The 14,452-nt window shown below is 67.3% G+C and carries 14 protein-coding genes; 6 read left to right on the forward strand and 8 right to left on the reverse strand.

Features of this window, described 5'->3' with window-relative positions; genetic code table 11:
- Positions 1 to 17 precede the first annotated feature (17 nt).
- From pstA to pstS (AC5P9C_RS05100), 4 genes are all read right to left on the reverse strand, one after another.
- The gene (pstA, locus tag AC5P9C_RS05085; RefSeq protein WP_049466993.1) at positions 18 to 881 is read right to left on the reverse strand and encodes a phosphate ABC transporter permease PstA; all 864 of its coding nucleotides are present in this window, start codon (positions 879 to 881) and stop codon (positions 18 to 20) included.
- Entirely contained in the window at positions 881 to 1,849 is a 969-nt protein-coding gene (gene pstC / locus AC5P9C_RS05090) for a phosphate ABC transporter permease subunit PstC (protein WP_049466991.1), read from the reverse strand. The genes pstA and pstC overlap by 1 nt, the downstream gene beginning before the upstream one ends.
- Before the next feature lie 82 nt (positions 1,850 to 1,931).
- Positions 1,932 to 3,020 (reverse strand): phosphate ABC transporter substrate-binding protein PstS, encoded by a 1,089-nt coding sequence (gene pstS / locus AC5P9C_RS05095; protein ID WP_057493509.1) that lies wholly within the window; start codon positions 3,018 to 3,020, stop codon positions 1,932 to 1,934.
- A gap of 340 nt (positions 3,021 to 3,360) precedes the next feature.
- Positions 3,361 to 4,377, reverse strand: coding sequence for a phosphate ABC transporter substrate-binding protein PstS (gene pstS / locus AC5P9C_RS05100; RefSeq protein WP_057493508.1), 1,017 nt, complete (start codon positions 4,375 to 4,377; stop codon positions 3,361 to 3,363).
- A gap of 425 nt (positions 4,378 to 4,802) precedes the next feature.
- Here pstS (AC5P9C_RS05100) and AC5P9C_RS05105 point away from each other — a divergent pair, with 425 nt between their 5' ends.
- Entirely contained in the window at positions 4,803 to 6,035 is a 1,233-nt protein-coding gene (locus AC5P9C_RS05105; protein WP_053463534.1) for a porin, read from the forward strand.
- Between the two features lie 81 nt (positions 6,036 to 6,116).
- Here AC5P9C_RS05105 and nth read toward each other — a convergent pair whose 3' ends face one another.
- The 3 genes from nth to AC5P9C_RS05120 are packed head-to-tail and all read right to left on the reverse strand — an operon-like array spanning position 6,117 to position 7,949.
- Complete coding sequence (gene nth / locus AC5P9C_RS05110; protein ID WP_206632579.1) at positions 6,117 to 6,809, reverse strand: endonuclease III; 693 nt, start codon at positions 6,807 to 6,809, stop codon at positions 6,117 to 6,119.
- Entirely contained in the window at positions 6,809 to 7,162 is a 354-nt protein-coding gene (locus AC5P9C_RS05115; protein WP_064238004.1) for a hypothetical protein, read from the reverse strand. The genes nth and AC5P9C_RS05115 overlap by 1 nt, the downstream gene beginning before the upstream one ends.
- A 4-nt stretch (positions 7,163 to 7,166) precedes the next feature.
- The gene (locus AC5P9C_RS05120; protein WP_053463532.1) at positions 7,167 to 7,949 is read right to left on the reverse strand and encodes an enoyl-CoA hydratase/isomerase family protein; all 783 of its coding nucleotides are present in this window, start codon (positions 7,947 to 7,949) and stop codon (positions 7,167 to 7,169) included.
- Between the two features lie 167 nt (positions 7,950 to 8,116).
- Between AC5P9C_RS05120 and AC5P9C_RS05125 the strand changes: the two genes are divergently transcribed.
- The 3 genes from AC5P9C_RS05125 to AC5P9C_RS05135 all read left to right on the forward strand — a co-directional run bounded on the left by AC5P9C_RS05125 (position 8,117) and on the right by AC5P9C_RS05135 (position 10,646).
- On the forward strand, positions 8,117 to 8,818 hold the full coding sequence (locus tag AC5P9C_RS05125; RefSeq protein ID WP_005408797.1) for an FKBP-type peptidyl-prolyl cis-trans isomerase: 702 nt from the start codon (positions 8,117 to 8,119) through the stop codon (positions 8,816 to 8,818).
- 125 nt (positions 8,819 to 8,943) lie between these two features.
- On the forward strand, positions 8,944 to 9,747 hold the full coding sequence (locus AC5P9C_RS05130; RefSeq protein WP_053463531.1) for a CoA pyrophosphatase: 804 nt from the start codon (positions 8,944 to 8,946) through the stop codon (positions 9,745 to 9,747).
- On the forward strand, positions 9,744 to 10,646 hold the full coding sequence (locus AC5P9C_RS05135) for a sulfurtransferase (RefSeq protein ID WP_312580462.1): 903 nt from the start codon (positions 9,744 to 9,746) through the stop codon (positions 10,644 to 10,646). Before AC5P9C_RS05130 ends, AC5P9C_RS05135 begins: the two co-directional genes overlap by 4 nt.
- A 385-nt stretch (positions 10,647 to 11,031) precedes the next feature.
- On the opposite strand, the gene AC5P9C_RS05140 is transcribed toward AC5P9C_RS05135, so the two are convergent.
- Positions 11,032 to 11,598, reverse strand: coding sequence for an N-acetylmuramoyl-L-alanine amidase (locus tag AC5P9C_RS05140; RefSeq protein WP_049469548.1), 567 nt, complete (start codon positions 11,596 to 11,598; stop codon positions 11,032 to 11,034).
- 72 nt (positions 11,599 to 11,670) lie between these two features.
- Here AC5P9C_RS05140 and AC5P9C_RS05145 point away from each other — a divergent pair, with 72 nt between their 5' ends.
- Entirely contained in the window at positions 11,671 to 12,198 is a 528-nt protein-coding gene (locus AC5P9C_RS05145) for an alpha/beta hydrolase (protein ID WP_024958728.1), read from the forward strand.
- 102 nt (positions 12,199 to 12,300) lie between these two features.
- A complete protein-coding gene (rlmKL, locus tag AC5P9C_RS05150; protein WP_053505180.1) occupies positions 12,301 to 14,439 on the forward strand; it encodes a bifunctional 23S rRNA (guanine(2069)-N(7))-methyltransferase RlmK/23S rRNA (guanine(2445)-N(2))-methyltransferase RlmL in 2,139 nt (712 codons plus the stop codon).
- Positions 14,440 to 14,452: the final 13 nt, after the last annotated feature.

The raw sequence follows: 14,452 nt of genomic DNA on the forward strand, positions 1-14,452 counted from the left end.
CGTTATCCACGGAAAGGTCAGTCATGGGAGATACGGTTGCGCAGCAGGATGCCGCGGGCGGCAAGGCTGACCAGCAACACGAAGACAGTCAGCACCAGGGCACCGGCCCAGGCCAGCACCTGCCAGGATTCATACGGGCTGCCGGCGAACTGGTTCATCACCACCGGCACCGAGGCCATCGGCTGGAAGATGTTGTTGTTCCAGTACTGGTTGCCGAAGGCGGTGAACAGCAGCGGTGCGGTTTCGCCGGAGATGCGGGCCAGCGCCAGCAGGATGCCGGTGATGATGCCGGCCGAGGCACTGCGGTACAGCACCTGCACGATCACCTTCCACTGCGGGATGCCCAGCGACAGGGCCGCTTCGCGCATCTGCGAGGGCACCAGCCGCAGCATCTCGTCGGTGGTGCGCACCACCACCGGCAGCACGATGAAGGCCAGCGACAGGGCACCGGCGAACGCCGAGAAGTTGCCACCGGTCTGCATCACGTACAGGGTGTAGACGAACAGGCCGAGCACGATCGACGGCGCTGACAACAGGATGTCGTTGACGAAGCGGACCACAGTGCCTGCCTTGCGGGCGTTGCCGTACTCGGCCAGCCAGGTGCCGGCCAGCACGCCCAGCGGGGTACCGATGCCGATCGCCAGCGCGCACATCACCGCGCTGCCGAAGAAGGCGTTGGCGAGGCCGCCTTCCTGCATCGGCGGCGGCGTCATCTTGGTGAACAGATCCAGGTTGATGCCGGCCAGGCCCTTGGAGGCCAGGGTGAACAGGATCCAGCCCAGGAAGAACAGGCCGAACAGGGCGGTGGCGCAGGACGCGGTGATGGCGATGACATTGCCGATGCGGCGGCGCAGGTACAGCGAATCAGCGGTGGTGGACATCAGTTGCCCTCCTTGCGGGACAGGCGCATCAGCATCAGGCGGGCGATGGCCAGCACCACGAAGGTGACGATGAAGAGGACGAAGCCGAGCAGCAGCAGGGCCGAGCGGTAGGTTTCAGTGGCTTCGCCGAAATCGTTGGCGATCAGCGCGGCGATGGTGGTGCCCGGTTCCAGCAGCGACGGCGACAGGCGCACGCTGTTGCCGATCACGAAGGCCACCGCCATCGTCTCGCCCAGGGCACGGCCGAGGCCGAGGAAGATGCCGCCGATCACCGCCGAGCGGGTGTAGGGCAGCACGATGTCCCAGCTCACTTCCCACTTGGTGGAACCCAGCGCATAGGCCGATTCCTTCAGGCGGGTCGGCACGGTCAGGAACACTTCGCGCATCACCGAGGAAATGAACGGAATGACCATGATGGCCAGCACGAAACCGGCGGTGAGCATGCCGATGCCCAGCGGCGGGCCCTGGAACAGCGGACCGATGACCGGCCATTCGCCCAGGGTTTCGTTGAGGAACGGGGTGACGTACTCGGTCATCACCGGCACCAGCACGAACAGGCCCCACATGCCGTAGATGATGGAGGGAATGCCCGCCAGCAGTTCGATGGCGGTACCGACCGGGCCACGCAGCCAGCGCGGCGCGACTTCGGTGAGGAAGAACGCAATGCCGAAGCTGACCGGCACGGCAATGACCATCGCGATGACGGCGGTGACCAGGGTGCCGTAGATCGGCGCGAGCGCGCCGAACTTGTTTTCGACCGGGTTCCAGTCGGCGGAGAAGAAGAAGCTCAGGCCCTGCATCTGCAGGGCATGGCGGCCGCCCCACAGCATCGACAGCGCGGCGCAGGCCAGGGCGATCAGGACGAAGATGACGGTGCCGACCAGCACCCATCGGAACAGTTTGTCGTTGCGGGCATCACGCGCATCGCGCGTGGACGGGGCGGCTACAGGCTGGGCGATGGCATTCATGGGGACGGCAGGGCCAGGAAGGGGCGGGGCGGCATGGCGTGGAAGAAGCGGTGCCCGCGCGGGGCGGGCACCGTCGGGTCCATCACTTCAGGTCGGTCGCCCAGTAGGCCTCGATCTGCTTGACCAGTTCGGCCGGCAGCGGCACGTAGTGCAGCTCGTTGGCCTGGGCCTGGCCGTTCTCGAAGGCCCACTTGAAGAAGGCCAGGGTGTCCTGGTTGCGCTTGGCGTCCTTCGGCTTCTTCTGCATCAGCATGAAGTTGGTGGCGGTGATCGGCCACGCCTGCTCACCCGGTGCGTTGGTGATGACCAGGTTGAAGTCCTTGGCGCTGGCCCAGTCGGCGCTGGCGGCCGCTGCGGCAAAGGTTTCCGCGCTCGGCTCGACCCAGTTGCCGGCGGCGTTCTGCATGGCGGTGTACGGCATGCCGTTCTGCAGTGCGTAGGCCAGCTCGACATAGCCGATCGAGCCCTTGATCTGCTTCACGTAGGACGCGACGCCTTCATTGCCCTTGCCACCGACGCCGTCCGGCCACTGCACCGAGGTGCCTTCGCCGACCTTGCTCTTCCACTCCGGGCTGACCTTGGACAGGTAGTTGGAGAAGTTGAAGGTGGTGCCCGAACCGTCCGAACGGTGGACCAGGGTGATCTTGCCGTCCGGCAGCTTCACGCCCGGGTTGGCAGCGACGATGGCCGGGTCGTTCCAGGTCTTGACCTTGCCCAGGAAGATGTCGGCCAGCAGGGCGCCGCTCAGGCGCAGCTTGCCGCCTTCCAGACCGTCGATGTTGACCACCGGCACCACGCCGCCGATGGCCGACGGGAACTGCGCCAGGCCGGCCTGGGCCAGCTCTTCACTGCTCAGCGGCTTGTCGGAGGAACCGAAGTCGACGGTGCCGGCCTTGATCTGGGCGATGCCGCCGCCGGAGCCGATCGACTGGTAGTTGATCTTGGCGCCGGTGCTGGCGTTGTAGTCGGCCGACCACTTGGAGACCAGCGGGAAGATGAAGGAGGCGCCCGCACCGGACACTTCGGCGGTCACCTTGGCACCGGCGGCGGCCGGGGCAGCGGCACCGTCGGCCGCCGGCTGCTGCGCGGCCTGCTTGTCGCCACCGCAGGCCGACAGGCCCAGGGCGATGGCCAGGGAAAGGGCGGCAAGGCCGGCCGAGTGCAGTTTCATGGTCACTCCATAGCGGGGTAGAGCCGACGGCGTCGGCGGATGCGGCTATGAAATGATGTTTTTGTTACAGCCGTATTACGCGCATGACAGAGGTGTCCTGGATCACGTTCCGACAAGGGTTTCACAGGGTGGGCGCCGATCCGGCAGGGGCCCGGTGACCCCGGATCTGCGCACCGGTAGGACGGCCGGTGCAAGGTAGCGCCGAGCGTGGGCTCGGCGCTACAGAGGCAGGTGCACCCCCGGAAACAAGAAGAGCGCGAGATCTCGAGGATCTCGCGCCCGGTTGGGGCCGGCGGGGGAGAGAGGACCCGCCGGCCCCGTTCCTGCGGGGGGAACGTGCTTACTTCAGGTTCTGCGACCAGTAGGTCTCGATCTGGCGGACCAGGCTGTCCGGCAGCGGCACGTAGTCCAGCTGGCGGGCCTGGGCGTCGCCGCTCTTGTAGACCCAGCGGAAGAACTCCTGGGTGGCCTTGCCGTTGGCAGCATTCTTCGGCTTCTTGTGCACCAGGATGAAGTTGGTGGCGGTGATCGGCCAGGACTCGGCGCCCGGGGCGTTGGTCATCACCAGGTAGAAGTCCTTGGCGTTGGCCCAGTCGGCGCTGGCGGCGGCGGCAGCGAACGACGCGTCGCTCGGCTGCACGAACCTGCCGGCGGCGTTCTTCATCGCGGTGTACGACAGCTTGTTCTGCAGCGCGTAGGACAGTTCGACGTAGCCGATGCCGCCCTTGATCTGCTTCACGTAGGCAGCAACGCCTTCGTTGCCCTTGCCGCCGATGCCGGCCGGCCACTGGACCGAGGTGCCTTCACCGACCGAGCTCTTCCACTCCGGGCTGACCTTGGACAGGTAGTTGACGAAGTTGAAGGTGGTGCCCGAACCATCCGAGCGGTGCACGACGGTGATCTTCGCGCTCGGCAGGGTCACGCCCGGGTTCAGCGCGGCGATGGCCGGGTCGTTCCAGGTCTTGATCTTGCCCAGGAAGATGTTGGCCAGCACGGTGCCGTCCAGCTTCAGTGCGCCCGGGGCGACGCCGGCCACGTTGACCACCGGCACCACGCCGCCGATCACCGACGGGAACTGTGCCAGGCCCGAAGCGGCCAGCTCTTCCGGCTTCAGCGGCGCGTCGGAGGAGCCGAAATCAACGGTCTTGGCCTTGATCTGCGCAATGCCGCCGCCGGAACCGATCGACTGGTAGTTGACCTTGTTGCTGGTGGCGGCGTTGTAGTCGGCCGACCACTTCGACATCACCGGGTAGATGAACGAGGCGCCCGCGCCGGTGATTTCAGCGGCGTTGGCGGCGAACACGGACGACGCTGCGAAGACGGCAACGGCAACGCGCGACTTGAAGGCGTGGATCACGGGGTGGCTCCTGGGTTGATTGGGATGCGGGGTTACCCGCCCGGCGCACATTCCATAACGGTTCGATGACAGCGCCGGGACCGTTGTATGACGCATCCGTTACAGCGCGTCCCGGCAGCCCTGCGCCGCTGCGCAGCGTGCAGCGGTTCAACCTCATTCCCTGGCTCCCCAGGGAACGCGTGCCGGGGGGCGTGGCCGGGCCGGCGCGTGCACTGCCATGGATTCATCACGCCCGCGGCCGCAACCGATCGGCCCGCAGGGAAAGGCAAATGAGTCGTACGCATGACCGCAGGAAGAAATCTGTGGTTGGTACGCACTCTGTCATTCGGTTGTCATGGTTTTAACGGAACGTTCGCAAAACGCTTGACCGGCCTGCCGGCGTGGCGTTCTGCCCAAGCCATTCCAACCCTCTGGAGAAATCCAAAATGCGTTCCCATTTGCTCGCCGCCGCGGTCGTTGCAAGCCTCGGTCTGGTTTCCGCCGACGCCTTCGCAGCCCCTGCCAGCACGGGCGTATCCCAGGCACAGCTGCAGCAGCTGCAGGCACAGATCGCCGCGCTGCAGGCCCAGGTCCAGCAGTTGCAGAACGATTCGCAGGCACTGCAGGCGCAGGCCGACGCGCAGTCCGAAGTGAACATCACCCAGGCACAGGCCCTGGAAGGTGCGCAGAAGACCCAGACCAGCGTCGACAAGCTGGCCAAGCTGGTCAATGACAACAAGATCGGCGGTCGCATGTTCTTCGACCTGACCAACATCGACAAGACCAGCAACGGCAAGGACACCGCCGCCAGCGGCACCGGCCTGGACGTCAAGCGCTTCTACCTGACCGTCGACCACAAGTTCAACGACATCTGGTCGGCCAACCTGACCACCGACTTCCAGTACAGCTCGGCCATCGGCAACACCGAACTGTTCGTCAAGAAGGCCTACGTGCAGGGCAGCTTCGACCCGGCCTTCAACCTGCGCGTCGGTGCCGCCGACATGCCGTGGATCCCGTACGTCGAGAAGTTCTATGGCATGCGTTATGTCGAGAACACGCTGACCGACCGCCTGAAGTACGGCAACTCGTCCGACTGGGGCCTGCATGGCTTCGGCAACCTGGGCAACAACTTCAACTACGCCGTGTCGGTCGTGTCCGGCGCCGGCTACAAGAACCCGACCCGCAGCAAGGGCATGGACGTGGAAGGCCGCGTGGCCTACACCCCGAACGAGAACTTCGTGGTGGCCGTGGGTGGCTACAGCGGCAAGCTGGGCAAGGAAACCGACATCCAGAGCGCCGAGAACACCTACACCCGTGCCAACGCGATGGTGGCCTACGCCGACAGCGACTTCCGCGTCGGCGGCGAGTACTTCCAGGCCAAGAACCTCAACAACGTGATGACCGTTGCCACCGACAAGTCCAGCGGCTGGTCGGTGTGGGGCAGCGTGCGCGTCACCGACGGCGGTATCAACGTGTTCGGTCGTTACGATGACACCGACGTCAGCAAGACCCTGGACCCGACCCTGAGCGACAAGTACTGGAACGTGGGCGTCGAGTTCCCGGTCATGAAGAACCTGAAGCTGTCGACCGTGTACAAGTACACGCACCTGGCCAACGCCGGCGACAAGAAGAACGACAAGACCAAGGAATTCGGCGTGTGGGGCGATCTGTCGTTCTGATCTCCTGAAGCACCCTTGTCCATGTACGCGGACGGCGGGCCTTGTGCCCGCCGTCTTCGTTTCGTCACAACACAATCCGGGTCACGCTTCGGCCGGCGTCTTTTCCTTGAACCGGCACAGGTCGGCGATCACGCAGCCCGGGCAATCCGGCTTGCGCGCCTTGCACACATAACGGCCGTGCAGGATCAGCCAGTGATGCGCGTCGAGCAGGAACTCGGCCGGGATCACCTTCACCAGCGTGTCTTCCACTTCGCGCACATTCCTGCCTGGAGCCAGGCCGGTACGGTTGGAGACGCGGAAGATATGCGTATCCACCGCCATCACCGGCTCGCCGAACGCGGTGTTGAGGACCACGTTGGCGGTCTTGCGGCCGACACCGGGCAGCGCTTCCAGCGCTTCGCGGTCGCGCGGCACTTCGCCGCCGTACTTCTGCAGCAGGATCGCGCAGGTGGCGATCACGTTCTTAGCCTTGGCGTTGAACAAGCCGATGGTGGAGATGTACGGCTTCAGGCCATCCTCGCCGAGCGCCAGGATCGTCGCCGGGGTGTTGGCGACCGGGAACAGGCGACGCGTGGCCTTGTTGACGCCGACGTCGGTCGCCTGCGCCGACAGCGCCACGGCCACCAGCAGCTCGAACGGCGAGCTGTACTCCAGTTCGGTTTTGGGGTGCGGGTTGAGCTCGCGCAGGCGGGTGAACATTTCCACCACGTCGGCGCGCGGCATGCGGCCGCCGCGCCGCGCCGGTGCGCGGGCCGTCTTCTTCACGGTGGCCATTACGGCTCCTTGCCGGTGGCGCGGGCCTTGGCCCGGGCGAGAATCGCGGCGGCCGCAGCGGGCAGGGCGGGCTTCACGTCCGGCGCCGGGGCCGGGGTGCGACGCGCATCGCGCTCGGCCTCGCGCCGGGCCAGGCGCACCGCGCGGGCGCGGTAGCGTTCGCGTGCGGCCCAGGCCGCCTGCAGCTGCTGCTGGGCCTGGCACAGGCGCTGCGGAAGGTCCGGATGACCGGGGAGCAGTTGCTCGTCGCCGGCACGGGCGACATAGTCCATCAGCCCGGCCTGCAGGGCGCCGTCGAGATCGTCTGCCTGGACCCGGGCGAACAGCTGCGCGGGGTTGGGTCGGGATGCCATGGCGTCAGCGGTTCTGGAACGCCGGCGGACGGCGCTGCAGGAACGCGCTGGTGCCTTCGCGCATGTCCTCGGTGGCAAACAGCAGGCCAAACTGCGCGCTTTCATACTCCAACCCGGCTTCCAGGCTGCATTCGCCGCCCACGTGCACCGCATCGAGCAGCCCACGCAGGGCCAGCGGCGCCGAGCGTGCCAGCTGTCGGGCAATGTCCTGCACGCGATTGTCCAGCGCGTCGGCGGGCACGACTTCGTTGACGATGCCCAGTTCCAGCGCACGCGCGGCGTCGATCGGCGCCCCCAGCAGGCACAGCTCCAGGGTGGCGGCGCGGCCGCACAGGCGCAGCAGGCGCTGGCTGCCGCCAAAGCCGGGGATCAGGCCGAGGTTGATTTCCGGTTGGCCGACCTTGGCGGTATCGGCGGCGATGCGCAGGTGGCAGGCCATCGCCAGTTCCAGGCCGCCGCCCAGCGCAAACCCGTTCACGCGTGCGATGACCGGCTTGGGCATCCGCTCGATCTGGCGCATCAGGGCCTGGCCCAGCAGTGAGAAATCACGTCCCTGAACGGCGCTCAGGGTATTCATCTCGGCGATGTCCGCCCCGGCCACGAAGGCCTTCGGGCCGGCCCCGGTCAACACCACCACGCGCACCTGTGGATCGGCAGCGGCCTCGCCGAAGGCGTCGGCCAGGGCCTGCAGGGTGGCGGCGTTGAGGGCGTTGAGCTTGTCCGGGCGCTGGACGGTCACGGTGCGGATGGCGCCGTCGTCGGTGACAGCGATCAGGGCATCGGCCACGGGGAAACTCCTGGAACGTTAAAAAAAAGTGATATTGAACTCTGCAAACGCAGACGGGTCATAGCCTGCATCGTGAGTGGCGGTTACACGTTGCGCCCGTTATCCTAACCCGTCGCCTCAGGGCGGCGCAGAACGTCCCTGAGTTACCACCCCTGGAGAACTGTTTGATGAAGTTGCGTTCTATCGCGGTCGCCGTCGCGGCCCTGGCCCTGACGGGCAATGCCTTCGCCCAGGACGTCTCGTCCGAAAAGGGCAAGCTGAGCTACTACTTCGGTTACGACTACGGCAACAACCTGGCGGAGCTGACCGGTCGTGGTGAGCAGCTGGACATCAACTCGGTGGTGAAGGGCCTGCAGGATGCCTACGCCAAGAAGCAGCCGGCGATCACCGCCGAGCAGCTGAAGCCGGCCGTTGAAGCGTTCCAGAAGCGCGAGCAGGGCCGTGCCCAGGCTGCCAAGGCCGAGTACGAAAAGGCGGCTGCCGAAAACAAGACCAAGAGCGATCAGTTCATCGCGGCGAACAAGGCCAAGGCCGGCGTGCAGTCCCTGCCGAGCGGCGTCCAGTACCGCGTGATCGAAGCCGGCAAGGGTGCCAAGCCGACCCAGGCCAGCACCGTGCAGCTGGAAGTGGCCGGTCCGTTCCCGTACGGCCAGCGCCCGACCGAAGCCCGCCCGGCCCAGCAGATCCCGTCGATCAAGGTCAGCGAAGTCGAAATGAAGGCCATGCGCGAGACCCTGCTGCAGATGCCGGCCGGCTCGAAGTGGGAAGTCACCCTGCCGCCGGACCAGGCCTACGGTGCCGACCCGCGCACCCCGTTCCCGCCGAACGTGGCTGTGCAGTTCGAGATCAAGCTGGTCAGCGTCAAGTAAATCGAAGCAGCAAACGAAACGCGCCGGTGATTCCACCGGCGCGTTTCTGTTTGCGCAGTGCGCTGCGTGCCGCATCATCGCGCGCAAATTCAGCCCGATCGCGCTACTGTTGCCGGGTGCAAACAATGGAAGAATCGGCGCGTGTTGTCGCAAGTCCCTGCATCGGAGTGTGCACGCTGGATCCGCACCGGCAATGTACCGGCTGCGCGCGGCATATCGATGAGATCGCGCGGTGGTCGTCGATGAGCAACGAGGAACGCAGTCGCATCCTGCATCGCGTGCAGCCCCTGCGCCAGCAACTGCAGCAGTCGCTGCGCGGTTCGCTGGCCGACCACGAACGGCTGATGCGCGCGCTGCACCCGCTGGCCGAACCGCCGGTCGGCGACGGCTGGAACCGCAGCGAGCTGATCGACCTGCTGCCGCCCGGGCCGCCAGTGGAAGCGGCAGTGCTGGCCGGCATCGTGCCGCGTGCCAACGGCGCGCAGGTGATCCTCACCCGTCGCACCGAAACCCTGCGCACGCACGGGGGCCAGGTCGGATTCCCCGGCGGCCGCACCGAGCCTGACGACCGCGACGCGCTGGCGGCCGCACTGCGCGAGAGCCAGGAAGAAATCGCATTGGCGCCCGGCCAGGTGCAGGCGCTGGGGTATCTCGATCCTTTCGTGACGATCACCGGCTACCGGGTCACGCCGGTGGTGGCGGTGGTCGATCCGGATTTCGTGCCGGTGCCGCAGCCCAGTGAGGTGGCCGAGGTATTCGAGGTGCCACTGGATTATCTGATGGCGCCCGACAGCCTGCGCCAGGTCGAAATCACGCATCGCGGCCGGGTTCGACACGTCCTGGAGTATGGCTGGCCGGGCCAGCGCATCTGGGGCGCGACCGCCGCCATTCTCTACAACCTGCGTCGCCGCCTGGAGCAAGTGCAATGAAGCCGATCGATCCGCCGTGGACCCCCCTGGTCGATGTCGCCACCCTGGCCGCCACGCTGGGTGACGGCGTGCGCGTGGTCGATGCGCGCGCCACCGCCAGCACTGCCGTGCGCGTGGTGGATGCGCGTGCTTCGCTGGCCGACCCGCAGGCGGGAAGCAGCCAGTATCTGGCCGGCCATATCCCGGGTGCGGTGCATGCCGATCTCAATCGTGACCTGTCCGATCTGTCGCGCGTCGGCCACGGTCGCCATCCGCTGCCGGACAGCGATGCCTTCGCCGCGAAGCTCGGCCAGTGGGGTATCGGTCCTGACACCCAGGTGGTGGTCTACGACGGCAGCGACGGCAGCATGGCTGCCTCGCGCCTGTGGTGGCTGCTGCGCCTGATCGGGCACACCCGGGTGGCCGTGCTCGATGGCGGCATCGCCGCCTGGCAGGCCGCCGGTCACGCGCTGGCGAGCGGGCCGGCTGAAGTGACGGCGTTACCTGCCTACCCGGGCCGTTTCGACACCACGCAGATCGCCAACGCTGATGAAATCAGTGCACGGCTGAAGCACGCGCCGGGCTGGCTGGTCGATGCCCGCGCAGGCGAACGCTTCCGCGGTGAAGTCGAGCCGCTGGACCCGGTGGCCGGGCATGTGCCGGGCGCAGTCAATCGCCCGTTTGCGCTGAACGTGCTCGACGGCCGCCTGCGCGACCCACAGGCGCTGCGCGCCGAACTGCAGGGCGTGATCGGCAATCGCGATCCGCAGCAGGTGGTGCTGATGTGCGGCTCGGGCGTGACCGCCTGCCACCTGCTGCTGGCGATGGAAACGGCCGGCCTCTCCGGCGCACGCATCTATGCCGATTCCTGGAGCGGCTGGGTGAGCGACAGCAGCCGCCCGGTGGCGACCGGCGCCTGAGCCGCGCGGGGTCGGATCCGTTTTCCAACGGAGAACGGTTCTGACCCCATCAACCGAAAATCGGGTCAGAGCCCGTTGCGTAGCAACGGGATCCGACCCCGTGTCGATTCGAAGGATCGCGGAGAACTGTCGAAGGCGGGGTGGGGCCGGTTGCGGGGGCGTGAGCCGCATGGATGCGGCGACCGAGCTTACATGGGTGAGGGCGCTTTGCTTGCGAAGCACTGCTTCGCAAGCGCCCGAACGCCCAGCCGCCAGCGGCTGGGCCGGGCCCCGGAGGGGGACTTGCAGCGGCCCCCGCAACCGGAGCCACCCCGCCATCCCTCGGAATGCCAGCTCTTGACGTTGACGTTGCCTCTGCAGGTGCAGGGCGCAGCCCTGCAAACACTTACCCAACCGGCTGCAGCGGCACCTTCGCCAGCACCCGCGCCCACGGGAACAGCGGCCCCGGGTCGCGCTTGCGCGCCACCGTCAGTGCCGCATCATCGCTGGCCGGCACCTGCTCCAGGTCCAGCTGGTCATGCCCGGCAATCCGCTGCAGCGACGGATAGCGCACCACCAGCGCCTGCAGCAGCCGCTCCAGCGCTTCCAGCTGCGCCTCGGTGTAGGCCTCGTCCATCGCCTGGTGACGGCTGTCGAACCAGTGCGGGTAGCGCCCGGTATTGACCAGCTCGATGCCCAGCGTATGCGCGTTCATGCCGCGCACGTGGTGGGCCACGCGTTCGGGCGCAACGTACTGCACCACGCTGCCATCGCGGTCGATGTAGAAGTGCCCGCTGTTGCCGGCACCGCTGTCATACAGCACGCGCTCGCCGTACTCGCGGGCCGTCGCCAGATCGGGCAGCTCGGTGCAGTGGATCACCACCATCTCCAGCGTGGCCGGATCGCGCAGCGGCAGTCGGTCGTGGTAGGGCAGGGGCTGCAGCTGCAGGCCGGGCAGGAGCGGGTTGGGCATCCGGCGATGCTAGCATTGCGGCATGAACCTGCCTTCTCTTTCCTGGTTGGCCCGCGCCCACGGAGCGCGCGCATGAGCCGCGGTCACTGCATCCTGTCCCATGGCTTCGAGAGCGGTCCGGAGGCAACCAAGGTCACCGCGCTGGCCGAGGTGGCGCAACGCCTGGGCTGGACCCACGAGCGCCCCGACTACACCGACCTGGACGCGATGAGCGAGGTCAGCCGGGTGGGCGACGTGCCGACCCGCCTGCGTCGCTTGGTTGAACGCGCCGCCATCGCTGCCCGGCAGGGGCCGGTGGTGCTGGCCGGCTCCAGCCTGGGCGCCTACATCTCCGCCATCGCCTCGTTGCAGGTACCGGTCGCCGGCCTGTTCCTGATGGTGCCGCCGACCACGATGGGCCCGATGCCGGCGCTGGACGCCGCCGCCGTGCCGACCACCGTGGTCCAGGCCTGGCATGACGATGTGGTTCCGGCCGCCGGAGTGATCGCCTGGGCGCAGGCGCGTTCGGCGCAGCTGCTGCTGGTCGACGATGGGCACCGCCTCGAGCGCCACGTGGAGGCTTCCGCGCAGGCCTTCGAGCGCCTGCTGCGGCAACTGTGAAGCCCGGGCGCACGGCGCGCCCGCCCGCATTGACTACAATGGCACCCCCGCCGCCCCCGGCCCGGCCCCTGTGCCGCGCCCGACCACCTGCGAACCGATCCCGTGAAATTCTTCGTCTCCTGCGCCAAGGGCCTGGAATACCTGCTTGCCGATGAACTGTCGGCCCTGGGCCTTGGCAAGGCCACCGCCACCATTGCCGGCGTCAACGCCGAGGGCGAACTGGCGCAGGCGCTGCGGATCGTGATGTGGTCGCGCCTGGCCAGCCGCGTGCTGTGGCCGATCGACGAGTTCGAGTGCCCGGACGAGCAGGCCCTGTATGACGGCGTGCGCGCGCTGCCGTGGCACGAGCACATCACGCCGGAGATGACCCTGGCGGTGGACGCGCATGTGTCCGGCGACAAGATCACCCACGCGCGCTTTGCCGCGCAGCGGATCAAGGATGCCATCGTTGACCGCATGCGCGATGAAGGCCTGGAGCGGCCCTCGGTCAACACCGATCTGCCCGACGTGCGCGTCAACCTCTCGCTGCGCAAGGGCCGCGCCTCGCTGTCGATCGACCTCGGTGGCGGCCCGCTGCATCGCCGGGGCTGGCGCGGTGCCGCCCACGAGGCGCCGCTGAAGGAAAACCTGGCCGCTGCGCTGCTGCTGCGCGCGCAATGGCCGCGCCTGCATGCCGCCGGTGGTGGCCTGCTGGACCCGATGTGTGGCAGCGGCACGCTGCTGATCGAAGGCGCACTGATGGCCGCCGATGTTGCCCCTGGCCTGATGCGCCATGGCAGCTTGCCGCCCAGCCGCTGGCTGGGCTTCGACAAGGCGGCCTGGAAGTCCATCCAGAGCGAAGCACGTGAGCGTGAAGCGGCCGGCCTGGCCGCGCTGAAGCCGGTCATCCACGGCAGCGACATCGACCCGGCCGCGATCCAGGCGGCCCGTGAGAATGCAGAGGTCGCCGGCGTCGCCCACGCGATCCGCTTCACCCGCGCCGATGTCGCCGACCTGGCCGCGCCGGAACAGGAGATCGGTGCGGTGGTCTGCAACCCACCGTACGACGAGCGCCTGGCCGCCGATCCGGCGTTGTACCGCGCACTGGGCAATGCCTTGCAGAAAGCGGTGCCGCAGTGGCGCGCCAGCCTGCTGTGTGGCAACGACGAACTGGCCTTTGCGACCGGCCTGCGCGCCAGCAAGAAGTACCAGATGTTCAACGGTGCGCTGGAATGCGCGCTGATCGTCTGCGATCCGATTGCCGTGCCGGGCCGTGATCCGGCCCAGCCGCGCGAGCTGAGCGAAGGCGCGCAGATGGTGGCCAACCGGCTGCGCAAGAACCTGAAGAAGTTCAAGAGCTGGCGTGCCCGCGAGGACATCACCTGCTTCCGCGCCTACGACGCCGACCTGCCGGAGTACGCGGCGGCCATCGATGTCTACGAGGAAGACGGGGGCAGGCGGCGCACCTTCCTGCATGTGCAGGAATACGCGGCACCGGCGGCGATTCCCGAGAACGACGTGCGCCGCCGCCGCAACGAGTTGCTGGCCGCCGCGCGCGAAGTTTTCGGCGTGCCACCGGAACAGGTGTCGATGAAGTCGCGCGAGCGCGGCAAGGGCGGCAGCAAGTACGGCCGCTTCGAGCAGCGTGACGAGTTCATCGTGGTGCGCGAGAACCATGCACTGCTGCAGGTGAACCTGTTCGACTACCTGGACACCGGCCTGTTCCTCGACCACCGTCCGCTGCGCCGGATGATGGCCGAGCAGGTGCGCGGTAAGCGTTTCCTCAACCTGTTCTGCTATACCGGCGTGGCCAGCGTGCAGGCCGCCGTGGCCGGTGCCGCCAGCACCACCAGCGTCGACCTGTCGGCAACCTACCTGCAGTGGTGCTACGACAACCTGGCGTTGAACGGGCAGGGCGGCAACCAGCACCTGCTGGTGCAGGCCGATGCGATGGCCTGGCTGGAGGGCGACCGTGGCCAGTACGACGTGATCTTCTGTGATCCGCCGACCTTCTCCAACTCCGCCCGCGCCGACGATTTCGACGTGCAGCGCGAACAGGTGAAGCTGCTGCGGGCGGCCGTGGCGCGGCTGGCACCGGGTGGCGTGCTGTACTTCTCCAACAACTTCCGCCGCTTCAAGCTGGAAGAAAATGCGATCGCCGAATTCGCCCAGTGCCGCGAGATCACCGCACGCACCCTCGGCCCGGATTTCGAACGCAACGCGCGCATCCACCGCGCGTGGGAACTGAAGCGGTTGGGGTGAGGCGACGCCCGGG

The organism is Stenotrophomonas sp. YJH_SMC_10 (assembly GCF_059371555.1).